Annotated in this window: 19 protein-coding genes; 10 read left to right on the top strand and 9 right to left on the bottom strand. The window is 33.4% G+C overall.

Annotated features, from left to right (window positions below; translation table 11 throughout):
• Positions 1-107 precede the first annotated feature (107 nt).
• Complete coding sequence (locus LL966_RS09880; RefSeq protein ID WP_229352800.1) at positions 108-1,268, bottom strand: Gfo/Idh/MocA family protein; 1,161 nt, start codon at positions 1,266-1,268, stop codon at positions 108-110.
• A 476-nt stretch (positions 1,269-1,744) separates the two neighbouring features.
• Here LL966_RS09880 and LL966_RS09875 point away from each other — a divergent pair, with 476 nt between their 5' ends.
• Positions 1,745-3,676, top strand: a complete 1,932-nt coding sequence (locus LL966_RS09875; protein ID WP_229352798.1) for an amino acid permease — start codon at positions 1,745-1,747, stop codon at positions 3,674-3,676.
• 204 nt (positions 3,677-3,880) lie between these two features.
• Here LL966_RS09875 and LL966_RS09870 read toward each other — a convergent pair whose 3' ends face one another.
• Positions 3,881-5,131 carry an aminotransferase class I/II-fold pyridoxal phosphate-dependent enzyme gene (locus tag LL966_RS09870; protein WP_229352797.1) on the bottom strand — a complete coding sequence of 417 codons (1,251 nt, stop codon included), beginning with the start codon at positions 5,129-5,131 and terminating at the stop codon, positions 3,881-3,883.
• A 450-nt stretch (positions 5,132-5,581) separates the two neighbouring features.
• Between LL966_RS09870 and LL966_RS09865 the strand changes: the two genes are divergently transcribed.
• Both LL966_RS09865 and lpdA read left to right on the top strand, forming a co-directional pair.
• Positions 5,582-6,040 carry an Lrp/AsnC family transcriptional regulator gene (locus LL966_RS09865; protein WP_229352796.1) on the top strand — a complete coding sequence of 153 codons (459 nt, stop codon included), beginning with the start codon at positions 5,582-5,584 and terminating at the stop codon, positions 6,038-6,040.
• A 408-nt stretch (positions 6,041-6,448) separates the two neighbouring features.
• The gene (gene lpdA / locus LL966_RS09860; protein ID WP_115886283.1) at positions 6,449-7,852 is read left to right on the top strand and encodes a dihydrolipoyl dehydrogenase; all 1,404 of its coding nucleotides are present in this window, start codon (positions 6,449-6,451) and stop codon (positions 7,850-7,852) included.
• Between the two features lie 57 nt (positions 7,853-7,909).
• On the opposite strand, the gene LL966_RS09855 is transcribed toward lpdA, so the two are convergent.
• Positions 7,910-8,563: a hypothetical protein gene (locus LL966_RS09855; RefSeq protein WP_229352795.1), complete on the bottom strand. Its 654-nt coding sequence runs from the start codon at positions 8,561-8,563 to the stop codon at positions 7,910-7,912.
• A 157-nt stretch (positions 8,564-8,720) separates the two neighbouring features.
• On the opposite strand from LL966_RS09855, the gene LL966_RS09850 reads away from it, so the two are divergent.
• On the top strand, positions 8,721-9,263 hold the full coding sequence (locus tag LL966_RS09850) for a lipocalin family protein (RefSeq protein WP_229352793.1): 543 nt from the start codon (positions 8,721-8,723) through the stop codon (positions 9,261-9,263).
• A 56-nt stretch (positions 9,264-9,319) separates the two neighbouring features.
• On the opposite strand, the gene LL966_RS09845 is transcribed toward LL966_RS09850, so the two are convergent.
• The gene (locus tag LL966_RS09845) at positions 9,320-9,694 is read right to left on the bottom strand and encodes a DoxX family membrane protein (RefSeq protein ID WP_223705057.1); all 375 of its coding nucleotides are present in this window, start codon (positions 9,692-9,694) and stop codon (positions 9,320-9,322) included.
• A 279-nt stretch (positions 9,695-9,973) separates the two neighbouring features.
• Here LL966_RS09845 and LL966_RS09840 point away from each other — a divergent pair, with 279 nt between their 5' ends.
• The 3 genes from LL966_RS09840 (at position 9,974) to LL966_RS09830 (ending at position 14,878) form a co-directional block, all read left to right on the top strand.
• The gene (locus LL966_RS09840; RefSeq protein WP_229352792.1) at positions 9,974-11,272 is read left to right on the top strand and encodes an anthranilate synthase component I family protein; all 1,299 of its coding nucleotides are present in this window, start codon (positions 9,974-9,976) and stop codon (positions 11,270-11,272) included.
• A gap of 214 nt (positions 11,273-11,486) precedes the next feature.
• Positions 11,487-12,797, top strand: a complete 1,311-nt coding sequence (gene tilS, locus LL966_RS09835; RefSeq protein WP_229352791.1) for a tRNA lysidine(34) synthetase TilS — start codon at positions 11,487-11,489, stop codon at positions 12,795-12,797.
• Positions 12,797-14,878, top strand: coding sequence for a protein-disulfide reductase DsbD family protein (locus LL966_RS09830; protein WP_229352789.1), 2,082 nt, complete (start codon positions 12,797-12,799; stop codon positions 14,876-14,878). Before tilS ends, LL966_RS09830 begins: the two co-directional genes overlap by 1 nt.
• Positions 14,879-15,179: 301 nt before the next feature.
• On the opposite strand, the gene LL966_RS09825 is transcribed toward LL966_RS09830, so the two are convergent.
• The 3 genes from LL966_RS09825 to LL966_RS09815 all read right to left on the bottom strand — a co-directional run bounded on the left by LL966_RS09825 (position 15,180) and on the right by LL966_RS09815 (position 21,181).
• Positions 15,180-16,496, bottom strand: a complete 1,317-nt coding sequence (locus LL966_RS09825) for an ammonium transporter (protein WP_229352787.1) — start codon at positions 16,494-16,496, stop codon at positions 15,180-15,182.
• Positions 16,497-16,838: 342 nt separating this feature from the next.
• Positions 16,839-18,146: an amidohydrolase family protein gene (locus LL966_RS09820; protein ID WP_229352786.1), complete on the bottom strand. Its 1,308-nt coding sequence runs from the start codon at positions 18,144-18,146 to the stop codon at positions 16,839-16,841.
• 35 nt (positions 18,147-18,181) lie between these two features.
• Positions 18,182-21,181 carry an amidohydrolase family protein gene (locus tag LL966_RS09815; RefSeq protein ID WP_229352783.1) on the bottom strand — a complete coding sequence of 1,000 codons (3,000 nt, stop codon included), beginning with the start codon at positions 21,179-21,181 and terminating at the stop codon, positions 18,182-18,184.
• 132 nt (positions 21,182-21,313) lie between these two features.
• Here LL966_RS09815 and LL966_RS09810 point away from each other — a divergent pair, with 132 nt between their 5' ends.
• The 3 genes from LL966_RS09810 to LL966_RS09800 all read left to right on the top strand — a co-directional run bounded on the left by LL966_RS09810 (position 21,314) and on the right by LL966_RS09800 (position 24,386).
• Positions 21,314-22,291, top strand: coding sequence for a Gfo/Idh/MocA family protein (locus LL966_RS09810; RefSeq protein WP_229352782.1), 978 nt, complete (start codon positions 21,314-21,316; stop codon positions 22,289-22,291).
• 60 nt (positions 22,292-22,351) lie between these two features.
• The gene (locus LL966_RS09805; protein WP_229352781.1) at positions 22,352-22,714 is read left to right on the top strand and encodes a hypothetical protein; all 363 of its coding nucleotides are present in this window, start codon (positions 22,352-22,354) and stop codon (positions 22,712-22,714) included.
• 136 nt (positions 22,715-22,850) lie between these two features.
• Positions 22,851-24,386, top strand: coding sequence for a YifB family Mg chelatase-like AAA ATPase (locus LL966_RS09800; RefSeq protein ID WP_229352780.1), 1,536 nt, complete (start codon positions 22,851-22,853; stop codon positions 24,384-24,386).
• Positions 24,387-24,442: 56 nt separating this feature from the next.
• On the opposite strand, the gene LL966_RS09795 is transcribed toward LL966_RS09800, so the two are convergent.
• Together LL966_RS09795 and LL966_RS09790 are read right to left on the bottom strand one after the other, a co-directional pair.
• Complete coding sequence (locus tag LL966_RS09795; RefSeq protein ID WP_229352779.1) at positions 24,443-24,670, bottom strand: hypothetical protein; 228 nt, start codon at positions 24,668-24,670, stop codon at positions 24,443-24,445.
• Between the two features lie 59 nt (positions 24,671-24,729).
• Complete coding sequence (locus tag LL966_RS09790; RefSeq protein ID WP_229352778.1) at positions 24,730-24,990, bottom strand: hypothetical protein; 261 nt, start codon at positions 24,988-24,990, stop codon at positions 24,730-24,732.
• Positions 24,991-25,017 lie beyond the last annotated feature (27 nt).

The following is a 25,017-nucleotide window of genomic DNA, read 5'->3' as shown; positions in this document are numbered from 1 at the left end:
TTGTGGAGATTTCTCCTTCGTCGAAATGACATAAAATGCGAAAGAATTCTTGAAAATTCGTGAAATTACTCCGTCAGTTCGCTATCGCTCGTGTCGTGGAAAAAAAACTATTTCAAACTAACTTTCTTCCCAGTTTCAGCGGCTTTATAAATGGCGTTGATGATTCTAACATCTTTAATTCCTTCTTCGCCTGTAATATGATTTGGAAGTTTTTTGTTTGCTAAAATGACTTTACAAATCTCATCCATTTGGGTTTGCTGTTGGTTGATAACTGGGAAATTAAATGGTTTTCCATCAGATCTTTTTCCGATAAAAGGTCCATAGCTGACAGCTGGACTCATTTCGAAGAAACCTTCGTCTGCGGCAGCGTAAAAACGATCAATTCCAAAACCACACGAACTGCTGCAATTTGCAACGGCACCGCTCGGGAATTCCATTTGCCAAGTGATATTTTCTTCAACTTGAGAAAACATATTTTTGTTATTGACATGTCCAAATTGTGCAGTAACAGCAATTGGTTCTTCGCCTAAAACGTAACGTGAAACCTGAATGCAATAAATTCCTAAATTAATCAAACAACCGCCGCCGGCCCATTTTTTAGTCAGTCTCCATTCGTTGCGAGCGTTTAGATCAACAGGTTTATTTATGTCACGAACATCATAAGTACTGTAACCAAGACCAGTTTCGATATAACGAACCTGTCCTAAAACTTTTTCTTGTCCCAGTCGTTTTACTTCTAAATGATTAGGTTCGTAATGCAGACGATAACCCATTGCCAATTGTACATTGTTATCGTTGCAGACTTTTATCATTTCTTCGCAATCTTCTGCAGTAATCGCCATTGGTTTTTCGACAATAACGTGTTTTCCTGCCTTTGCAGCGCGAACAGTAAATTCTTTATGCAATGCGTTTGGAGTGACAACATATACTAAATCAATATCCTTGTTTTTTACGATTGAATCGAAATTTTCGTAGTTGTAAATATTCTTTTCAGGGATGTTATATTTCTTTTTCCAAGTTTCAGCTTTAGATGGCGTTCCAGTTACAATTCCTGTAAGCTGGCAATATTCAGAAACCTGAAGACCTTCGGCAAGTAATGAAGCATAGTTTCCTAAGCCGCATAACGCAATATTTAATTTTTTTCCAGTATAAGGTTTATGTACCTTTTCGGTTTCAGTTATAAAAGAAGGAAGTGAAGTCATAACAACGGAAGCGCCAACACCAATTCCAAATTTATTCACAAAAGAACGCCTTGTAATTTTTTCCATAAAAATGATTCTTTAAAATTAAATACTTCTTAATTAGTCAGTGCATTTTGAGAAATGTTACATTTGTAATAATCATTTAACCGCAATACCTATAGCTATCTGGAGCAAAGAGTTGTGCCAGGTTTACTATGAAATTTTTTAGCCACAGATTAAAAGGATTTAAAAGGTTTTTATTGTCTCGTAGATTGAGCAAATTTAATTTAAAGAAATCTGCGTAAATCTTTATGGCTTAATAAAAACCTGTATTATCTCCTAAATTTGCGTGAGAAAAAATATAGTTACAGATTAATATGTATTAAAAAAATCTGTGCTAATCTGCGAAATCGGTGACAAAAATAAATTAGAGAGAATTGGCGAATTCGTGGCAGAAAAAAAAATCACGTTTCATAAATTTGATTTAACGATAAAATTTGCATTATTTGCAAAATAAAACAAAAACGACTGAATTAAATTAATTTTATAACAGCAAAACATATATGGCATTTTCAAGTTTATTCCGAAAGAAAACAGTACAGGATATTCTGAAGCAGGTTGCTCAGAACGAATCAGATGGTCATAATGCACTGGGAAAACATTTGACTACTAGAGATTTAACTGCGTTCGGAATAGCTGCTATTGTTGGAGCGGGAATTTTCAGTACAATTGGAAAAGCCAGCGCAGACGGAGGACCAGCTGTTATTTTCTTGTTTTTATTTACCGCTTTGGCTTGTAGTTTTGCCGCTTTTGCTTACGCTGAATTTGCTTCGATGGTTCCGGTTTCTGGAAGTGCTTATACCTATTCGTACGTTGCTTTTGGAGAATTAATCGCCTGGATTATCGGTTGGGCATTAATTATGGAATATGCCGTTGGAAACATAACCGTCGCCATATCGTGGAGTGATTATTTTACAGGACTGCTCCAGAGTGGCGGTATTCATTTGCCACAATGGATTCAGATGGATTATCTAACTGCTTCAAACGGATTTAAAGATGCCGAAGCCTTAATGCGCGGCGGAAAATCATTCGAAAATTTAAGTGTCGCTTTACAACAGGCTCACACGGCTTGGATAACGGCACCAACAATAGGATCATTTCATTTTGTAACCGATTTACCAGCATTATTCATCATTATTTTGATTACAGCTTTGGTTTATAGAGGAATGAAAGAATCTCGTAATGCGAGTAACTTAATGGTTGTGGTGAAACTTTGTGTTGTGCTATTAGTAATTGCTGTTGGAGTTTTTTATGTAGATACAGCAAACTGGGATCCTTTTGCTCCAAATGGAGTTGGAGGAGTTTTAAAAGGAGTTTCAGCCGTTTTCTTTGCTTACATTGGTTTTGATGCTATTTCGACAACTGCGGAAGAATGTAAAAACCCACAGCGTGATTTACCACGCGGAATGATGTGGGCAATTATTATTTGTACTATTCTTTATATTGCTATTGCCTTGGTTTTAACCGGAATGGTAAAATATCACGAATTAAATGTTGGAGATCCTCTTGCATTTGTTTTCGATAAATTAGATTTAAAATGGATGTCGGGAATTATTGCCGTAAGTGCAGTAGTGGCAATGGCAAGCGTTTTATTAGTTTTTCAGATGGGACAACCTCGTATTTGGATGAGTATGAGTAGAGATGGTTTATTGCCAAAGAAGTTTTCTACGGTTCACCCAAAATTCAAAACACCATCTTTTGCTACAATTGTAACAGGTTTCGTGGTTGCAGTTCCAGCTTTGTTTTTGAACTTAACTATGGTAACCGATTTATGCAGTATCGGAACTTTGTTTGCCTTTGTATTGGTTTGTGCAGGAGTTTTAGTTTTACAGAATAAACCTGAAATTCCAAGAGGAAAATTCAAAACACCTTATGTAAATTCAAAATATATTCTGCCAGTTTTAATGATTGCTGGATTGTATTATGCTTTTGCATTCAACAATAAAGCGACAATGGCTTTTATTAATAATGAGCCGCAGATTTATGATGCCACTTCGATTGTAACTTCTTTAGATAAATCAGAATCAGAGCAGGTTTTTAAATATTTAGAAAGTATCGAAGTAAACAACAAAACTGCTGAAACATCTGATTTAGAGCATTTATTGGGACAGTATCAAGACAACGAAGCAAAATATGCTGAAGTTGTAAAAGGCTTGCCAATTGCAGATTCTGACAAATACGAATCAGGTTTTAGTTTATTCAAACACAAAATTCCAATGTGGATATTCTTATTTGTTTTGGTTGGATTAGCCGTTTGGGCTTTCAGAAAAAATCTGTCTTTAATTCCACTTTTAGGGTTAATTTGTTGTCTTTATATGATGGCCGAATTAAGCGTTTGGAACTGGATTTATTTTACAATTTGGTTGCTAATCGGATTATTGATTTACTTTACTTACAGTAGAAAAAATAGTAAACTTAATGTAGTTAAGTTATAAATTATAAATAGAAAAGCCGTTTTGAATTATCAAAACGGCTTTTTATTTGCCACAGATTAAGAGGATTAAAAAAAGTTTCACGCAGATTCCGCAGATTTAAGCAGATTTAAATGGATTTTTATAATCTTTATTAATAATTAATCTGCGATGATCTGCTTAAATCTTTTTAAATCTGCGTGAAAAAACTTTGCTTTCTACAGAAACTTAGCGAATCTCTGCAAAAACTCTTTGTGAATCTCCGTGAAATGAATCTTTCAAAATCCCAAGTTCCACCATACATTCCCTCATCATTTCGTAAGTACGCTGAATATCATTATCCAAACCAATAGAAAAACGAATTAAACCATCTGTCAGTCCCATTTCTTTTTGTTCTTCTAACGGAATTTCACTCGAAGTAGAAGTTCCCGGCGCGCTAAATAATGTTTTGTAAAAGCCTAAACTTACTGCTAAATAACCCAAGTTTCTTTCCTGCATCAACTCCATTAATTCATTGGCTTTTTCTAAAGTTCCAACATCAATTGTCAACATTCCGCCAAAACCATATTCTGGATTAATCATCGTTTTGTACAATTCATGACTCGGATGACTTTTTAATCCTGGATAAACCGTTTTTAAACCATCATTTTCAAATTGATCTGCCAGAAAATGCGCGTTATGACTGTGCTGTTTAATTCGGATATGAAGCGTACGAAGATTTTTCATCACACTTGCAGAACGCAAACTATCCATCGTTGGACCTAAAAGCATACTCGCACCAGAATTTACATTTTTCAAAGAGTTGATAAAATCTTTCGATGCACAAGTCACGCCGCCAACCGTATCACTACTTCCGTTAATGTATTTTGTCAAACTGTGAATCACGATATCAGCACCCAGTTTTGCAGGAGAAACCGATAATGGTGAAAACGTATTGTCTACAACCAATTTCAAATTATGTTTTTTCGCAATTTTAGCCAAACCACGAATGTCAGCAACTTCCAATAACGGATTACTAACCGTTTCACAATACAAAACTTTTGTATTTGGCGTAATTGCAGCTTCTACGACATCCAGTTTAGTAATGTCAACAAAGCTTGTTTCAATTCCGAATCTTGGTGTAAAGTTTTTTAAGAAAGCGTATGTTCCGCCATAAATAGTTCGGCTGGACACAATATGGTCGCCCGCACCGCAAAGCTGTAATAGAGTAGGCGTAATCGCTCCCATTCCCGAAGCCGAGACATTTGCTGTTTCTGTTCCTTCCATCGCTGCCAAAGCCTGATCTAGATACAAATTACTTGGCGACGAATGACGCGAATACAAATAACAGCCTTCCATATTTCCTTCAAAAGTGTCAAACATAGTTTTCGCCGAAAGAAAAGTATAAGTCGAAGAATCAGAAATCGACGGATTCACACCGCCAAATTCACCAAAATATTGCAAATCCTGAATTTTATCTGCTGGGTTAAAGTCTTTCATATTTTTGTCATTGCGAGGAACGAAGTAATCTTCCTCTGGTTATTATTATTGTTTAGGAGCTATTTCCAGCTTTACGTTTCAAGTCCTCGTAAAAAGCCCAAAGTTTCTAATGTTCTAAAAAGAGCTTCCGTTGGTCGCTTTTTTTAAACAAGAAACTTATGCCTTTTTTACTCCGGGCTTTCCACTTCAAATGAAATTCACTGAACTCCGATTAAAATAAAAGTATAGTGAAGTAATCAGGACTAGGGTTCTCGTTTTCAAAAGAAATTCTATTCAAAGTAAATCGTAATTAGAAAATTAATCAAGTATGTGATTATTAATTAGATTTTAAAACTATAAAAATGTATTTATAATGATTTTTAATCTAAATTTGAATTGATGAAATCCAATTAATAGATTTTCTTTCACTTCAATAAACTATCAACCATCAACCAAAAACCATCAACTAAAATGACTTTAGACGCCACAGATAAAAAACTCTTGGTTTTACTTCAAACCGACAGTAAAAAAACTAACAAAGAATTGTCTTTAAAACTCAATCTTTCGGTGACTGCGGTTTATGAAAGAATCAAAAAACTAGAACGTGAAGGCATAATTAAAAACTACGCAGCCTTACTCGATAAATCCAAAATCGAAAAAGGATTTGTTGTTTTCTGCCATTTAAAACTCATTCAGCACACAAAAGAATTCTTAACCAAATTTGAAAGTGAAGTCATCAAACTAAATGAAGTTTTAGAATGCCACCACGTAAGCGGCGATTACGATTATATCTTAAAAGTCTTGGTAAAAGATATGGAAGCTTATCGTGAATTTTTAGTAACCAAACTAACTTCGTTGCAACATATTGGCAGCACCCAAAGTATGTTTATGATTAGTGAAGTGAAGAACTCAACGGTGATTTCTTTTTAGAGGAACTAAGATTCTAAGTTGCTGAGGTTCTAAGGTTTTTTCTGTAGAGACGCACAGCAGTGCGTCTAACGTCCAGTTTGTCATTTCGACTGAAAGGAGAAATCGCACACGAAACTCCGCAAAGTATATTTCCAATCTTTGTCGATTCACTAGTGTGATTTCTCCTTTCAGTCGAAATGACATACTTTGTGAACTTAATAAAACAAAAACTTTGCGGTTCTGCGTCTTTGCGAGACTAAAAAAAAAAGAGAAACCTTTACGAACCTTCGCGTAATTCTTAGCTCCCGATAGCTATCGGGATTGCGGTAAAACTAATCCCAAAATTTCACACAAAAAACATTGAAAATTAAACTTCAAACAAAACTTTATTCCTTAATTTTGTAACCGCTAAAATAAAAACAAAATACTATGAGTTCATTTGACGTAGTCATTATAGGTTCAGGTCCTGGAGGATATGTATCAGCAATTCGTTGCGCACAATTAGGTTTTAAAACTGCAATTGTAGAAAAATATAATTCATTGGGCGGAACTTGCCTTAACGTAGGTTGTATTCCTTCAAAAGCATTATTATCTTCTTCTCATCATTATGCTGAAATTGCTCATTTTGCAGATCATGGAATTGAAGTTTCTGGAGATGTAAAAATCAATTTAGAGAAAATGATAGCGCGCAAGCAAGCCGTTGTAGATCAAACCGTAGGTGGAATCAACTACTTAATGGATAAAAATAAAATCACTGTTTTCAATGGTTTAGGTTCTTTCGTAGACGCAACGCACATTGCTGTTGCAAAAGCGGACGGAACATCAGAAACTATCGAAGCAAAATATACTGTAATTGCTACAGGATCAAAACCATCTTCTTTACCATTTATCAAAATTGATAAAGAAAGAATCATTACTTCTACAGAAGCTTTGGCTTTAAAAGAAGTTCCAAAACACTTAGTGATTATTGGTGGAGGAGTTATCGGAATCGAGCTTGGACAAGTTTACCTTCGTTTAGGAGCTCAGGTTTCTGTAGTTGAATTCATGGACAGAATTATTCCTGGAATGGACGGTTCTCTTTCTAAAGAATTAACTAAAGTGTTGAAAAAACAAGGAATGAAATTTTACGTTTCTCACAAAGTAAAATCAGTTGAAAGAAACGGCGATGCTGTTACAGTTCAGGCTGAAAATGCAAAAGGAGAAACGATTACTCTTGAAGGAGATTATTCATTAGTTTCTGTTGGTCGTCGTCCTTACACAGACGGATTAAACGCTGACAAAGCTGGAGTAAAAATTTCAGACAGAGGACAAGTTGAAGTAAACGATCATTTACAAACTAGCGTTCCTAATATCTACGCAATTGGTGACGTTGTTCGTGGGGCAATGTTGGCGCACAAAGCAGAGGAAGAAGGAGTAATGGTTGCTGAAATTTTAGCAGGTCAAAAACCACATATCGATTACAATTTAATTCCTGGTGTAGTGTACACTTGGCCAGAAGTTGCTGCAGTTGGACAAACTGAAGAGCAATTGAAAGCTGCTGGAGTTAAATACAAATCTGGAAGTTTCCCTTTCAAAGCGTTAGGACGTGCAAGAGCAAGTGCTGACTTAGACGGATTCGTAAAAATCCTTGCTGATGAAAAAACAGATGAGGTTTTAGGAGTTCATATGATCGGTGCTCGTACAGCAGATTTAATTGCTGAAGCGGTTACTGCAATGGAATTCAAAGCTTCTGCTGAAGATATTTCAAGAATGAGCCATGCGCACCCAACTTTCGCGGAAGCGGTAAAAGAAGCAGCATTAGCAGCTACTGAAAACAGAGCTTTACACGTATAAATTTTTACGTTAAATCATAATTAAAAAGTCAGTTCAGAAAACTCTGAGCTGACTTTTTTATTGTTTTAAAAGTTTGAAAGTATAGTAAGTTTCTTTGTTTTTTAAGTAAACTCTATAAGAATCAGGATCTTCGTCATAAATTTTATAAATATACTTGTCACCTTTAATACTCATGTTTTTTCTGGAAATGTTATCGCTTTCGATAAATTCTAATTCAAACTCACAATTGCTTTTTTCTTTAAAATGCAATTTTGAAATAGTATTATCGCTAAATTTTTCTGTCCATAGATTTTGAGACAAAGTGACTTCTACCTTGTTTCCGTCATTTTCAAAATAATGATACTTTGAATTTTTAGTCAGCTGATGGCATTGTTCTTTTGAAATGTTTTCGGTAGGTTTTTCATATTGTATTGCCCATCCTTCATCTGCTTTCGATTGTGGAAAAAGTGTTACAAATTCGTTGCAGTTTTTATGTAATCTAAAGAATATCAATTCAAAAGCTTTCTGCTGATTAATTGAATCCTTAAATTTTTTCATGTAAGGAATTATGTAAGAGTTGGTTATGGTATTAATTCTGATTTCATCATTTAAATTTTTATTTTGAATAAGTGCTTTGCATATTTCTATATTTAATGAATCCACAGCTTGAACAGTCTGAGATTGGGATAATGAGGTTAAAAAGAAAAGAATTAAAAGTAGGCTTGTTTTCATTTGTCAAATATAAATTTTTGGTAAGAACATTATGGTATTTTAATATCCTATTTTTTACTTTTTTTATTAGAAGAAAATATATAATTTTTCAAAATAATTTTGTAAATTAGATGAGTATTTCAGGTGCTATCTTTATGATAACTAAAAAGATAGTGTTATGAAAAATAGATATATAGTTCCAGTTTTGATTGGAGCAGGAATAGGTCTCGCATTGTACTCTTGCGGAGCAGGAATTCCAGATAAAGCAAAAGCTGTTACGAACTTTGACAGTGCAAAATATCTCGGAAAATGGTATGAAATCGCTAGATTAGATTACAAATGGGAAAGAGATTTAGATAATGTTACCGCCGAATATTCTTTAAACGAAGATAAAACTATAAAAGTCGATAATAAGGGCTATAATGTCAAAAAAGACAAATGGGAACAAAGTGTCGGGAAAGCTAGATTTGTCAAAAAAGACAATATTGGTATGCTGAAAGTCTCATTTTTTGGTCCTTTTTATTCAGGTTATAATGTCGTAGCAATCGATCCTGATTACAAATACGCACTTGTAGCTGGAGAAAGTTTAAAATACATGTGGATACTTTCTAGAGAAAAAACAATTCCGGAAAGTGTAAAAGCAGATTTTCTTATCAAAGCTCAAGAAATCGGATACAAAGTAACCGATTTAGTTTGGGTAAAACATGATAAAATGAATTAAAGAAAAACCCGATAGCAGTAAACTATCGGGTTTTTTATTTCTAAATTGAAAATAAATTATGGAGTAAATATGCTTTTATAATTATTCCAGTATCTGTAGATCAAAAATAAGTTTGCCAGAAATAATAAAATCGCAATCGGCAGTCCTTCTGGCGCAAGGAAATAATTGATAAACAAAATGTTTACCGTAATCGGTAAGATCAATATGTTTGCTAAAGTTACATAACGCCCTGTTACAAAAGCAATTCCGCAAAGCAGCTCAATAGATTTAGCTAAAGGCATTAAATAAGTCGAAGCCATCAAACCTACATTAAAAGCTTTAAAATTTCCTGTAGTTTCAGGCTCTGGCATTAAATGAAAAAAGTAACTGATAGAAGCAAAAAGTAACAAAAGACCAACTAAAACGCGGACAATAATTGTGGCAATTTTCATAATACTTAGGATTTTTTAAGGTTAAAAAATATAAATAAGCTATTGGAAAAGATGCAATTTTTTTTACAGCCTCAAAACATGAAACAAAATAAAATTTTGAACATGCTTTTGATAATCTTACAATCAAATCAATTTAATTTTAGGATTAAACTAATTGTATATCAAATATAACGAATTTTTTCTTATTAAACAGTTGTATTTTTAACAGTTTTAATAATTTTTATGGCATCGGCTTATCAAAAATTTTTGTCGTAATTTTGACGTTTAAAATTACCATTTTTGAGAGTTTCTATTCATAAAAATATTGCCAATCCAAAACTTTTTAGAGAGCAGCTTTTAAGTTGGGCACAGCAGTTTCGCGAAGTCGTTTTTTTAGACAGCAATTTGTATCCACAGCACTATTCTAACTTTGATTGTGTATTGGCCGTAGATGCATTTACTTCTTTAAAAACAGATTATTACAATGCATTTGAAGATTTGAAACAGTATCAGCAAAATACAAAAGACTGGCTTTTCGGATACCTTTCGTACGATTTGAAAAATGATATAGAAAAGCTGCATTCTAATAATTTTGATGGTTTAAACTTTCCAGACTTATTTTTCTTTCAGCCTAAAAAACTTTTTATTTTGAAAGGAAATCAACTTGAAATTCAATATTTAATGATGTGTGATGATGAAGTTGAAGAAGATTTTGATGTAATAGCAGAAATTCAAAACGAAACATTTGTCACACTGAGCGGTCCCGAGGTTTCGGGAGAAGTGAAGCAACGTATTTCTAAAGATTTATACATTCAGAAAGTAAATAAAATGCTGGAACATATTCATATTGGTAATATGTACGAAGCAAATTTCTGTATGGAATTTTACGCAGAAAATGCCATTATAAATCCGTTAGAGAAGTTTCAGAAACTGAATGAGATTTCGCAAGCGCCATTTGCTGTTTTCTTTAAAAACAATACACAATATTTACTTTCTGCTTCGCCAGAACGTTATATTACAAAAGTTGGAGACAAGATTATTTCGCAACCAATAAAAGGAACTTCGAAGCGATTTTCGGATCCTATTGAAGATGAAAAATCAAAAAATATTTTAACCACTGATATAAAAGAACGCGCTGAGAATATTATGATAACCGATTTGGTTCGTAACGATTTATCGCATACGGCACAGAAAGGTTCTGTAGAAGTTGAAGAACTTTGCGGCGTATACTCGTTTCTGCAAGTGCATCAAATGATTTCTACTGTAACTTCAAAATTAGATCCTCAATATTCTCCTGTTGATGTTTTGAAAACTACCTTTCCGATGGGAAGTATGACAGGGGCTCCGAAGATTTCTGTAATGGAAATCGTCGAAAATTTAGAAGAAACAAAAAGAGGTTTATATAGCGGTGCAATAGGTTATTTTACACCCGAAGGAGATTTTGATTTTAATGTTGTAATCAGAAGTATTTTATACAATCAGGAGAATAAATATGTATCATTTTCTGTTGGAAGTGCGATTACATCACTTTCAATCCCAGAAAAAGAGTATGAAGAATGCCTGTTGAAAGCGAAAGCAATGCACGAAGTTTTGCGATAATTTTTTCGCCACCAATTGCACGAATTTCCACTAATTTTTTCTTCAATTCGCTAAAAAAAATAGCCACAAATTAAAAAGATTAAAAATCTGTGTAAATCTTTTTAATCTGTGGCAAAAAAAAAAATTCGCGCAAATTCGTGTAATTCGTGGCAAAGAAACATCACTTAACATTTCATTTAAAAATAGATCGAATTTAATTTTTTACTTTTATCAGATGTTTTCAAAATTCCAAAATCATATCGTTTCAAGATTTCCTTTTTTAGCAGAAAAAAAGCTTTTTTTGGCTGTCAGCGGTGGATTAGATAGTATAGTTTTGCTGCATTTATTGAGTAGATTGCCTTACGAAATTGCGGTTTTGCATTGTAATTTTCAACTCCGAGGATTGGAAAGTTTTGGAGATCAGGAATTTATTCAGAACTATTGCGATCAAAATAATATTCCAATTTTCTCGACTCATTTTGATACTGAAGCTTTTGCTAAAGATTATAAATTGTCGACTCAGGTGGCGGCTAGAGAATTGCGCTACAATTGGTTTTATGAACTTTTAGAAGAAAAAAACTTCGATTATATTCTAACGGCGCATCATGCTGATGATAATTTGGAAACTTTCATCATCAATCTGACTCGCGGAACTGGTTTGGAAGGTTTAACCGGAATTCCGGAGCAAAACGATAAAATTATTCGTCCGCTTCTGCCTTTTTCAAGAGAAGAAATCTTGAAATATGCAGAAGAAAATAAAATTGAATGGCGTGAGGACAGCAGTAATGCTTCGACAAAATATTTAAGAAATAAAATTCGTCACAATTTGGTTCCGGTTTTAAAAGAAATCAATTCTAATTTTCTGGATGCTTTTCAAAAGACACAGTCTTTTTTGCAGGAATCAAAAGAAATGGTGGAAGATGCCTCGATTATGATTTATCAGCAAGTAGCGAAAGAAGCTGGAGATGATATTCATTTCGATTTAAATCAATTAAAAAAACTCCCAAATTATAAGTCCTATTTATATCAATGGTTAAATGAATTTGGTTTTTCGGCTTGGAATGATATTTATGATTTAGTTGAAGGACAGTCTGGAAAACAAGTATTTACTTCAGAATTCAGATTGTTGAAAAATAGAGAAACATTGATTTTAAGTCCATATTCTGAAACGTCAGAAAAAGAAGAATATGAGATTAATGAAAACGATACAGAAGTTAATTTTCCCTTAAAAATAAGTCTTTGTAACGTAGGTCACACAACTTATGATTCAAATAGAGTTATATTTGTCGACGCCGATAAAATCCGTTTCCCATTGTTGTTGCGTAAATGGAAAGAAGGAGATGTTTTTCAGCCATTTGGAATGCATGGTAAGTCAAAAAAAGTCAGTAAACTTTTTAAAGATGAGAAGCTTTCATTAATCGAAAAAGAAAAAACATGGATTTTGTGTTCTGATGATCAGATTGTATGGGTCGCAGGAATTAGACAAGATGAACGTTTTAAAATAGAAAAAGCCACAAATAAAATATATAAAATCGAATTACAATAATGAACTTTACTCAAAATCCTCAGACAAGTTTGTCAAGAAATATTTGGACTAAATCACTGTTACTGTTCTTGTTTTTCTTTGCTTTCGCAAAAGGAAATGCTCAAATTTTAGAACCAGTAAAATGGACTTCTAAAATTGAGAAAAAAGGAAATAATGCCGTTTTAATTTTTGATGCCGTTATTGAAAAAGACTGGCATATGTATTCGCAATTTACGCCAGAAGGCGGGCCTTTGGCATTAGAAATTACCTTTAAAAATCAAAAAGGGAATTACGAATTAGTTGGAAAAGCAAAAGAAGGAAAAACTCGAACAGCTTATAATGATGTTTTTGAAGTAAATGAAACTTTCTTTGAAGGAAAAGCACATATTGAACAAGAAATCAAAATTGTCAATCCGAATTTAAAAACGGTAGATGTAGATTTTGATTTTCAGGTTTGTAAAGAAGTTTGTATCAACTCCAGTAAAAAGTTCTCAATTGCAGTTCCTTCCACTTTTAAAATAGAAGAAGTTACTGTTGTTGCAGAAGCAAAAGTTGATGAAACAAAAGTAACAGGCATCGCAGTTGATACAGTTAAAAAAGAAGAAGCAGTTCAGACTAAAGTTGAGAAAAAAGCAGCTGTAGCAAAAGAAGAAATTCCTGCTCCGGCATCTTCAAGAAGTTTATGGTCAATCTTTTTTATTGCCTTTTTATCTGGATTTGCAGCTTTGTTAACGCCTTGCGTGTTCCCAATGATTCCGATGACGGTAAGTTTCTTTACCAAACAAAGTAAAAGTAGAGCAAAAGGAATTAGAAATGCTATCATTTATGGACTTTCAATTATCGCTATTTATGTGATTTTAGGTTTAATTGTAACTAAAATATTTGGTGCAGATGCATTAAATGCGCTATCTACTGATGTATGGTTTAACTTGATTTTCTTCGTAATCTTAATCATATTCGCTACTTCATTTTTGGGAGCTTTTGAAATTATGCTACCAAATTCATGGGCAAATAAAGCAGATCAGCAAGCCGATAAAGGAGGAATGATTGGTATTTTATTCATGGCTTTAGCATTGGCTATTGTATCATTTTCTTGTACGGGACCAATTGTTGGAACTTTATTAGTTGAAGCGGCATCAAACGGAGGAATTGCTCCAGTTGTCGGAATGTTAGGTTTTTCTTCTGCATTAGCACTTCCATTTATGTTGTTTGCAATGTTCCCAGGCTGGTTAAATTCGTTGCCAAAATCTGGAGGCTGGCTAAATACAGTAAAAGTAGTTTTAGGATTTGTGGAATTGGCTTTAGCTTTCAAATTTTTATCAAATGCTGATTTAGTTTTACAATTACATTTCTTAGAAAGAGAAGTTTTTATTGCTATCTGGATTGCTATTTTTGGAGCTTTGACTTTATATTTATTCGGAAAAATTACATTGCCTCATGATAGTCCAATGCAGCATATTTCAGTTGGAAGATTATATTTGGGATTACTTACTTTGGTATTTACAATGTATTTGATTCCTGGACTTTGGGGAGCGCCTTTGAAATTAATCAGCGCATTTCCGCCGCCTCCGCAATACAGTGAAAGCCCGCTAGGAGTTGGAGGTTCAGGGAAAGAAGCAGTATCTGCAGAAGCAGGAAAAGGTCTTCCAGAAGGAGCGGAGTTAGGTCCTCATGGAATTATGGTTTTCCATGATTATGAAGATGGCTTAGCTTACGCAAAAGAAATTAAAAAGCCGATTATGCTTGATTTTACAGGTTATGCTTGTGTAAATTGCAGAAAGATGGAAAATAATGTGTGGTCAGAGCCAACTATTTTACCAATTCTAAAAAATGATGTGGTTTTGATTTCGCTTTATGTTGATGATAAAAGAGAATTGCCAAAAGAGGAGCAATTTACCACGGCTTCAGGAGATAAAATAGTAACTGCTGGAGACAAATGGACAGATTTTATGATCTCTAAATATAAGACCAATACACAGCCTTTATACGTAATTACAGATTTAGAAGGAAACAATATGAATGCTTCCAAACCAACAATTAGTTATGTAAGTGCTGATGAATATTTGAAATGGTTGAAAGAAGGAATTTCGAATTTTAAATAAAAAAAAAATTAAGAATTTAAGAATTTTTAGCTTTAAATACTTTATCTAAAAAATACAATATATTTTTCTTGGGGGTTGAAATTAATTCAAACAAAAAGCGCTCTAATTAGTTTTAGAGCGCTTTTTTATTTCTATGTGTTAGAATATAAATCAGTATCGTTTTGTTGGTGAATATTTTTGTTTGTCAAGCTTTTGAATGGTTTTCTATGGCTAAGAATAAAATTGATTTCATTAAAAAAGCGCCCTAAAATTAATTAGAACGCTTCTTCTTTATCCAGTAACGAAAGTTAAAAATTAATTCTTATAAGAATTCTCCGTGTTGAGAAATATCTAATCCTAATTCTTCTTTTTCTTCAGTAACTCTTAGAGGAGTAATTTTATTAACGATGAAGAATAATGCGTAAGAAGCAACAAAAGCAAAAATCGAAACGATAACTAAAGCAGTTAATTGGTTGATGAACAATGTTGGAGTTCCGAAGATTAAACCTTGATTATCTCCAACTGCTGGGTTGATTGCTTTTGAAGCAAAAACACCAGTTAACAACATACCTACCATGCCACCAACACCGTGACAAGCAAATACATCTAAAGCATCGTCAATTTTTCCTTTAGGGAACTTACTAACCACAATGTTACTAACAATTGCAGAGAATAAACCAATAAAGATTGCGTGAGAAATACTTACGAAACCAGCAGCAGGTGTAATAGCAACAAGACCTACAACAGCTCCGATACAAGCTCCAAGAGCAGATAATTTGTGTCCTAAGATTTTATCAAGGAAAACCCATGCCATCGCAGCAGCAGCAGCAGCAACAGTTGTTGTTCCTAAAGCTTGAGTTGCAAGACCATTTGCTCCTAAAGCAGAACCAGCATTGAAACCAAACCATCCGAACCAAAGTAAACCTGTTCCTAATAATACATAAGTAATTCTAGCAGGGTTTGCTTTTTGTACTTTTCTTTTTCCTAAGAAAATAGCTCCAGCCAAAGCAGCCCATCCAGCACTCATGTGTACTACAGTTCCTCCAGCGAAGTCAAGAACTCCCATTTTGAAGAAAACTCCATCAGGATGCCAAGTCATGTGAGCTAGCGGAGCATATATTAAAATGATGAATAAAACCATAAATAACAAATACGCCCAGAAACGAATACGTTCTGCAAATGCACCTGTAATTAACGCAGGAGTAATGATGGCGAATTTTGCCTGAAATAATGCGAATAACATAAAAGGAATCGTTGGTGCAAGGCTCCAAGCAGTGTTTGTTCCAACACCTTCAAAGAATAAATTAGTAGATGGATTACCAATAATACCTCCAATAGTTGGTCCAAAAGCTAATCCGAAAGCAACAACAACCCATAAAATTGTAACAATTACCATTGCCATAAAACTTTGTAGCATAGTACTAATTACGTTCTTCTTACCTACCATACCTCCGTAGAAGAAACCTAATCCAGGTGTCATTAACAATACAAATGCAGTTGCAACGATCATCCAGGCAGTATCTCCCGTATCAAACTTTACAGCTTCTGCTGGAATTGGGTTATCTGCAATGATAAAGTTTGAAATAAAGGTTAGTACTAAAATCGTGATAAGAATCACACTTAAAATAATTTTTCGCATAGTTATTTAGTTTTAAAATTTTTGATAAAAGTATAAAATGATTTGATACCCCCTCAAAAAATATAGTCTACTGTTTAATTTTTGTTAATTTTTCATTTTAACCCCCTCTGTTTTGAGTGTATCTGTTAAAAATGACTTAAAATTTACAATTTCTTAATCAAAAAAACGAGTGCGATTGTGTTTTTAACGGCTTTTATGCCTTGTTTGAAAGCAATAATGAGGTCTTTTTAATTATTTGTTGAAGTATTCTTTGTGTTTTTCTAAAAACAATTATTTTTTTTAAAAGAAAATGGCACCAAACGCAATAATCGTCTGATGCCATTTTAATATGAAATTTTTAAATTATTTCTGGTTGTATTTCGCTTTGAATTTATCGTTAAGCTTCACTTGAAAAGTTTCTAAATTGATATTTCTTCCTTGTATAAATGCTGTAGTAAGTTTGTTTGTTCTCATATCCAGAGCATCACCCTCAGAAATAAATAAAGTCGCGTCTTTGCCTGTTTCTAAAGTACCGCAAATTGCATCAATACCTAATAATTTTGCCGTATTTGATGTGATTAATTGTACTGCTTTTTCTTTGTCTAAACCAAAAGCGGCACAAGTTCCAGCTAAGAACGGAAGATTTCTAGCACCCATACGTTCGTTATCACCGCTGTTTTCTAAACCTACAAGAATACCTTTGTCAGTTAATATTTTAGCCATTTTATAAGGTAAATTAACATCTTGATCTGCGCTAGTTGGCATGTCGTGAACACGTCTTAGTAATACACCAACATTATATTTCTGTAAAGTTGAAGCGGCTTTGTAAGCTTCAAAACCACCTACAATAGCAATTTTTTTAATGCCATTTTCGGAAGCCAATTGAATAGCATCTACAATCTGTTTTTCTTCATCTGCATGAATATATAAGGTCTGAGTTCCGTCAAATAATCCTTTTGTAGCCTCTAATACAATATTTCTTTCTTTAGAAGCAGTTTGATTATAAGCTTTAGCATTTATTAAAAAAGCATTAATTTCTTCAGATTGTTTTGGATAATCTTTATTGGCTTCAATAATTCCTGGTTCGAACCAATTTCCAGTTCTTCGAAAACTAGAGGGAAAGTTCAGATGTATTCCATCATTTTCTTTTAAAATTGCATCTTTCCAACTCCAGGCATCTAGTTGAACAACAGAAGATGTTCCAGAGATTCTGCCTCCTCTTGGAGTTACTTGTGCAATCAAAACGCCATTTGGACGAACTGTTTCTACTACTTTAGATTCAGAATTATAAGCAATAATACTTCTTACGTTTGGATTAAAACTTCCAATTTCTTCATCATCGTTTGAAGCTTTTACAGCATCAATTTCTACTAAGCCTAGAGTAGAATTTGGTGAAATAAATCCAGGATAAACATGTTTCCCAGCTGCATTGATTGTAGTATCGTATGCATTGTCTGCTAATCTTATGGTTGAAGCATCCGCCACTAATGTAAGTTTTCCGTCTTTAAATCCAATAGCGCTATTTTGAATTACAGTTCCATTTCCCAAATGTGCTGTAGCATTTAAGATTAAGACCGATTTGGATTGCTTGGGAGCTGGTATCTGCTGCGCATTTAGCTGAGCTGAAGCACAGAATAGTAAAAACAGCTTAAATATATTTTTGTGTGTCATCTTTTCTCTTTTAATCATTATGAATTTTAAAGTTTCTACCATTGTTCTAAAGTGTCGCAGTGGTATTCTTTCTTCTCTTTTCTAGTTGGCTGCTGCGTACTGTTTCCTTTATTCTTCTCTTGCAGCATTTGACCAATCAATTCATTTCTTTCTTTAGTTATTGCTGATTGTTTTTCAGCATCTTTTTCGATGTCAAAATAAACTACACCTTCAATAATAGTTTTTTCAGCTTTTGCATAAATAGATAACGGATTTTCGCTCCATAAAACAACATCTGCATCTTTGCCTACTTTTAAACTTCCTACTTTGTCATCAATATGTAACAATTTAGCAGGATTAAGCGTCACAAATTTCCAAGCATCTTCTTCAGAGATATTTCCATATTTTACTGCTTTCGCCGCTTCTTGGTTTAAACGTCTAGACATTTCAGCATCGTCAGAGTTGTATGCTACAACCAATCCTTCATTATGCATAATTGGCCCATTGAACGGAATAGCATCATTTACTTCAAATTTATAAGCCCACCAATCTGAGAAAGTGGAAGCGCCCACGCCATGTTCTTTCATTTTATCTGCCACTTTGTATCCTTCCAAAATGTGAGTGAATGTATTGACTCTGAAATTGAATTTTTCTGCAACATTCATTAACATTAAAATTTCAGATTCTATATAAGAGTGACAAGTAATAAAACGTTCTTTATTTAAGATTTCTGCCAAAGTCTGTAATTCTAAATCCACTCTTGGCGCTTTTCCTTTTTTGTTTCCTGAATTGAATTTTTTCCAATTTTCATCATATTCTTTTGCTAATTGGAAATAATCTGTAAAAACTTGTTCAACACCCATTCTGGTTTGTGGAAAACGAGTAGGATTGTCGATTCCCCAATTGGCTTGTTTTACATTTTCACCTAAAGCAAATTTGATAAATTTAGGCTGATTTTTATACAACATTTCTTCTGGAGAAGAACCCCATTTCCATTTTACAATTGCAGAACGGCCTCCAATTGGGTTTGCCGATCCGTGCAATAATTGCGAAATGGTTACACCACCGGCTAAATCTCTATAAATATTAATGTCTTCAGAATTCACAACATCTTGAATCGTTACTTCTGCAGTAGAATTATGTCCGCTTTCATTTACTCCTTTTGAAATAGCAATATGAGAATGCTCATCAATAATACCACTTGTAATATGTTTTCCTTTTGCATCAATTACAGTTGCGCCTGCATCAGAAAGATTTTTGCCAACAGCGGCAATTTTTCCATTTTTTATTAAGACATCGCTTTCCGTTAAGATTCCTTCTTTTTCGTTGGTCCATACAGTAGCATTTTTAAATAATAAAGTCTGAGCAATTTGTTTTTTTGTATCTCCAAAAGCCACGTTCGGATAGGTAACTGGTATTATCGGATTAGGTTTTTCAACTTTAGCGGTATCTTTTACAGCAACAAACGGACTCGTTTTTACTGCATTCCAAATCAATTCTTCTCCGCTTGATAAAGTAGCTTTTCCAGATAAATTTTGCGGATTTTCGATAAATCCAGTTAAACGAGTAAAGCTCGATTTGATTGTGTCCGCAGGTTTAATAATTAATGTAATCCAGTTTTTAGCAATTGAGAAAGTGCTTTTTATTTTTTTAGAATCTACAGTTGTAATCTCAGATTTTTGAGCTTCAGTAGTTCCGTCAATTTTCCATTTATAAGTATCCTTGCCAACTGTTAGGTCGTAATTGCCACGAATATCTTTAGCGTTAAGGTCATTCACAATAAATTTTGAACCTTGAACCCAGTTTTCGTATAAAACCGTTTTTTCGTCGAAGATTTCTCCAGAAGTAATGATGAAGTTGGCATAACTTCCTGTTTTTAAACTTCCTACTTCATTGCTTTTTCCTAAAAGTGCGGCAGGAACTGTGGTTAAAGCTTCCAAAGCCTTTGTTTTATCAAAACCATATTTAATAGCTTTTAATAAATTAGGCTTGAAATCTTCTATTTTTTTTAATTTGTCAGTTGTTAGAGCAAATACAACTCCGTTATCAGAAAGCACTTTTAAATTGGTTGGCGCCTGATTCCAAAAACGCATATCAGTCAATTCAATCTGATTAGAAAGATAAGGATTTGAAACATCGTAAGCTTCAGGAAAATTTATCGGAATAATGAATTTTGCATTCGTATTTTTTATTTCTTCAATTCTTTCAAATTCGTTTCCGCTTCCTTTCAATATATAATTCAGTCCAAATTCTTTTGCAATTTTTGAAGCTCTTAAACTGTTTAATTTGTCTTCTGTTGCAAATACCTGAATCAATTTTTCGTTTGCGGCAAGTGCCTCCAATGATAAATCTTTAGTTTCAGAATTTCCTTTTTTGTACCAATCCAAGTCTAAATACATTTGACGCAATAAAGCCATCATGCCCATTAAAGAACTTGGATACGCTTGACTTGTCAGCGCACTTTTAGTAAACGCAAAATGATTGGTAATTTTATTCGCAATAATTTGTTTGCTTTTGTCTTCATTGTTTAAAGCAACCAAAACACCGCTTCCTTGAGCAACTCCGTCAACAACATGAGTTCCTACAACTCCAAAACCTGCTTTTAATAATTCATCTGCTTTTGGCTGATAGTATTTAAAAGCTTCATAACCATTTACTTCTGGTCTAATACTTTCGTTCCAGTAGTAACCAGATTTTTTAGTATCGTAAATTTGATTTCGGTTTCTTCCTGGAGGAAGATTGCTTTTCGGAGTTTCAATTCCGAAATTGGTGTAGATGTCTATAAATGATGGGTAAATAGTTTTTCCTGTAAGATCAATAGAAATACTGTTTTTAGGAATAGTAATGTTAGTTCCGACAGAAATTACTTTTCCGTCCTGAATAAGTAAAGTTCCTTTTTCGATTTTTTGAGTTGGAGTGACATAAATCGTGGCATTAGTAAAAACAGTGTAATTTTTACTTTTATTATGCACACTTTCGTTAACAGGGAAATAGTCTTGAGCATGCATTTTTGTTAAAAAAAGGCTCAAAAAGAGTAATAGTAGGGCTTTTTTCATATGGTATTTACAATTTTGTTGCTAAAAATATGAAATATATGTTAGAACAGTTTTATTTTTTTGAAAATAGTTTTTAGCTTATTTTTAGCTATTTAATTAAACATGTTTATTAATAAAGCTGAATTTGACTAAATGAAAAAAGTAAATAATATAAAGTGGGGAATTATTGGTTTGGGAAATATTGCAAGCCAGTTTGCCGCAGATTTATTGTTGTTGGAAGATGCAGAACTTACAGCAGTTGCTTCAAGAGATATTGTAAAAGGGACGGAATTTGCCAAAAAATTTAATGCTCAAAAAGTTTACGATTCATACGATTTGATTTTCGAAGATCCGGAAGTTGAGATAATCTACATTGCAACGCCTCATAATTCTCACGCAGCACTTTCTATAAAAGCTTTAGAAAACGGAAAACATGTTTTATGCGAAAAACCAATGGCTTTGTCTTATAAAGATGCTCAGCGAATGATTGAAGCTTCTAAAAAGCACAATAAATTTTTTATGGAAGCTTTTTGGACACGATTTATTCCGTCGGTTCAAGACGTTTTACAGAAAATAAACAATAACGCAATTGGTCAAGTAAATTACATAAAAGCCGATTTTGCTTTTCACGGAAGTGAAACCGAAAACAAAAGATTGTTTGACAAAGAATTAGGCGGCGGCGCTCTCTTTGATATTGGCGTTTATCCATTATTTCTATCTTATATTCTTTTAGGAAATCCGAAAGAAATTATATCAACAGCCATAAAACATAAAAATGATGTTGATTTGCAGACTTCTATGATTTTGCAATATGAGTCGGCACAATCAGTTTTGCATGCTTCAATAGTTTCAGAATCTGATATGAAAGCGGTTATTTCGGGAACAAAAGGTAGAATTGAATTAAACGCGCCTTGGTACGTTGCCGATGGATATTCTTTATTTATAAATGAAGAAAAAGAAGCAACTTTTACTTTACCAACTTTAGGAAAAGGATATTCTCATGAAATTATGGAATGTCAAAATGGTATTAGAAATAATAAAATTGAAAGTGAACTTTGGTCACATCAAAATTGTTTGGATTTGAGTTTGATTGTGGAAGAGATTAAAAAACAAATAGATTTACCCTTTTAATATGTCATTTTATTTAACCTAATAAATGAGTTGCCAATAATTGATTAAACCTAAACGAAAATGTACAAGAAAATTAATAAAACCAGATATATTCCTTTTTTGATATTCATATTAGCAGTGATCTTTGTACTTGTGAATACATATTTTAAATCAAGAAATGTACATTTTAAAGAATACGATTTTGTAGTTACAAAAGTTATTAAAACTCCTACCGGTAGCGCTATTCCGTTTAATAAAGATATTAAAATGGATATGTGGCAATATAACTTTTATCCTGAAAAGATTATTAATATCGGTGATTCAATACATAAAGGGGCAGAAGAAAAATTCCTGTATATTTTCCGAAGAGACAAAAGTGAAAAATTTATTTTAGGGGACAGCATTCAGCCAACGGGAATGTATTCTTGGAAATATAAATCTTAGAGCATTTTTTTTGATTTAGTCGCAATCATAGTAAAATTCAAAAAACTCTATTCCTGAAATTTTATATTTTGAAATAAAAAACTTACAAATTAATTATTTTTTATTAGTTTTAGAAAAGATTTAATGAAAGTAATTTATGTTAGTAAAAGTTTACGGAAGTGCTGTTTTTGGAGTTGAAGCGACAACTATTACGGTTGAAGTTCATATGGATAAAGGGATTGGTTATCATTTAGTTGGATTGCCAGACAATGCAATAAAAGAAAGCAGTTACCGAATTGCTGCAGCCTTAAAAAACAACGGATTTAGTCTTCCTGGAAAGAAAATTACAATCAATATGGCGCCTGCCGATCTCAGAAAAGAAGGTTCTTCGTATGATTTGACTTTAGCTATGGGAATTCTGGTTGGTTCAGATCAGATAAAAGCTCCGGAAATTGAGCATTATATTATAATGGGAGAACTTTCTCTTGATGGAAGTCTGCAACCCATTCGCGGAGCTTTGCCAATTGCAATTAAAGCAAAAGAAGAAGGTTATAAAGGTTTTTTTCTTCCCATTCAAAACGTAAAAGAAGCAGCAATTGTTTCGGGTTTAGAAGTTTATGGTGTTGAAAATTTAAAAGAAATTATTGATTTTTTTTCAGGTAAAGGAACTTTACAGCCAACCGTAATTGATACAAGAGCCGAATTCTACAAAACATTAGATTTTCCTGAGTTTGATTTTTCAGATGTGCGCGGTCAAGAAAGCATCAAACGCTGTATGGAAATTGCGGCAGCTGGTGGTCACAATATAATTTTGATCGGTCCTCCTGGAGCAGGAAAAACCATGTTGGCAAAACGCGTTCCGAGTATTCTGCCGCCTATGACTTTGCGAGAAGCTTTAGAAACAACTAAAATTCACAGTGTTGCAGGAAAACTAAAAGAAGTTGGGCTAATGAATCAGCGTCCGTTTAGAAGTCCGCACCATACTATTTCCAATGTTGCGTTGGTTGGAGGCGGAAGTTATCCGCAACCTGGCGAAATTTCTATGGCGCACAATGGTGTTTTATTTTTGGATGAATTGCCAGAATTTAAAAGAGATGTTTTAGAGGTAATGCGTCAGCCATTAGAGGATCGAGAAGTCACTATTTCGCGTGCAAAATTTACGATTACCTATCCGTCTTCTTTTATGCTTGTAGCGAGTATGAATCCGAGTCCGAGCGGTTTTTTTAATGATCCAAGTATGCCAAATACTTCTTCGCCACATGAAATGCAACGTTACATGAGCAAGATTTCAGGACCGTTATTAGATCGAATAGATATACATATTGAAGTTACGCCTGTTCCTTTTGAAAAATTAGCCGATGACAGAAAAGCAGAAAGTAGTGTAGAAATCCGGAAACGTGTTACAGCGGCAAGAGAAATTCAAACCAAAAGATTTGAAATGGCTGAAAATGTTCACTATAATGCGCAAATGAGCAGTAAATTAATTAGAGAATATTGTGTTTTGGACGAAGCTTCAAAAGAGTTGCTGAAAACAGCAATGGAAAGATTAAATCTCTCTGCACGTGCGTATGACAGAATTTTAAAAGTTTCTAGAACTATTGCAGATTTAGACAATTCAGAAAATATTATTTCACATCATATTTCCGAAGCTATTCAATATAGAAGTCTGGATAGGGAAGGTTGGCTGGGATAAAATAGAAAATGTGAAATGTAAATTGTTGTTATTTACATTTCACATTTTTATATAAATTATTTCCACTTCCAATCATTTTCACTGTTGTATTTTACATTTAAACTGTTGGCAAGTTGTTTGAGAAATAGTATTATGCCATCGATATCCTGGATTTTATCTTTTGGTAAGATAAGTGAATTGCCAATATTTAACTTTATAAAAATTGAGGAGCTTATTTCATTTATTTCTTCAATTTCACTTGTAGCTATTTTAATCTCGCTTCCGGTAATGTCTTTTGAATACATAAAATCGTAACCAAATTCAATAATAACAACTTTGTTAAATCGATTTTGATAATTTTCTTTTATAAAGCCTTTATAGTGTCTAATGTAATGTCTTTTTTCCCAAAAAGGGTAAAGAAAAACCATAATATACCCATTACTAAAAATACAATCGCACTGTTTGTATTTCCTTTATAAAGATCAAAAGCTATAATTAGACCATAAATTATAGGTATTACAATTTTACTTTTTAATCTTTTCTTTTTAATTCTTTCCGATTTTGAAGCTGTATAAAGCTGATATTGTAGAAAATCATTTTCGTCAAGTTGATAACTGATAAGCATTATTATTTCAAGATTGGTTTATTTGCT

Origin of the sequence: Flavobacterium chungbukense (assembly GCF_020805785.1) — a bacterium.
Taxonomy (GTDB): domain Bacteria; phylum Bacteroidota; class Bacteroidia; order Flavobacteriales; family Flavobacteriaceae; genus Flavobacterium; species Flavobacterium chungbukense.
Note: the sequence above shows the minus strand (reverse complement) of the source record. Positions and strands in the feature narration are given on the sequence as shown.

Coding starts and splice junctions, on each gene's coding strand:
- LL966_RS09880 (WP_229352800.1), bottom strand. CDS start 1,268: ATGGAAAAAATTACAAGGCGTTCTTTTGTGAATAAATTTGGAATTGGT.
- LL966_RS09875 (WP_229352798.1), top strand. CDS start 1,745: ATGGCATTTTCAAGTTTATTCCGAAAGAAAACAGTACAGGATATTCTG.
- LL966_RS09870 (WP_229352797.1), bottom strand. CDS start 5,131: ATGAAAGACTTTAACCCAGCAGATAAAATTCAGGATTTGCAATATTTT.
- LL966_RS09865 (WP_229352796.1), top strand. CDS start 5,582: ATGACTTTAGACGCCACAGATAAAAAACTCTTGGTTTTACTTCAAACC.
- lpdA (WP_115886283.1), top strand. CDS start 6,449: ATGAGTTCATTTGACGTAGTCATTATAGGTTCAGGTCCTGGAGGATAT.
- LL966_RS09855 (WP_229352795.1), bottom strand. CDS start 8,563: ATGAAAACAAGCCTACTTTTAATTCTTTTCTTTTTAACCTCATTATCC.
- LL966_RS09850 (WP_229352793.1), top strand. CDS start 8,721: ATGAAAAATAGATATATAGTTCCAGTTTTGATTGGAGCAGGAATAGGT.
- LL966_RS09845 (WP_223705057.1), bottom strand. CDS start 9,694: ATGAAAATTGCCACAATTATTGTCCGCGTTTTAGTTGGTCTTTTGTTA.
- tilS (WP_229352791.1), top strand. CDS start 11,487: ATGTTTTCAAAATTCCAAAATCATATCGTTTCAAGATTTCCTTTTTTA.
- LL966_RS09830 (WP_229352789.1), top strand. CDS start 12,797: ATGAACTTTACTCAAAATCCTCAGACAAGTTTGTCAAGAAATATTTGG.
- LL966_RS09825 (WP_229352787.1), bottom strand. CDS start 16,496: ATGCGAAAAATTATTTTAAGTGTGATTCTTATCACGATTTTAGTACTA.
- LL966_RS09820 (WP_229352786.1), bottom strand. CDS start 18,146: ATGACACACAAAAATATATTTAAGCTGTTTTTACTATTCTGTGCTTCA.
- LL966_RS09815 (WP_229352783.1), bottom strand. CDS start 21,181: ATGAAAAAAGCCCTACTATTACTCTTTTTGAGCCTTTTTTTAACAAAA.
- LL966_RS09810 (WP_229352782.1), top strand. CDS start 21,314: ATGAAAAAAGTAAATAATATAAAGTGGGGAATTATTGGTTTGGGAAAT.
- LL966_RS09805 (WP_229352781.1), top strand. CDS start 22,352: ATGTACAAGAAAATTAATAAAACCAGATATATTCCTTTTTTGATATTC.
- LL966_RS09800 (WP_229352780.1), top strand. CDS start 22,851: ATGTTAGTAAAAGTTTACGGAAGTGCTGTTTTTGGAGTTGAAGCGACA.
- LL966_RS09795 (WP_229352779.1), bottom strand. CDS start 24,670: ATGTATTCAAAAGACATTACCGGAAGCGAGATTAAAATAGCTACAAGT.
- LL966_RS09790 (WP_229352778.1), bottom strand. CDS start 24,990: ATGCTTATCAGTTATCAACTTGACGAAAATGATTTTCTACAATATCAG.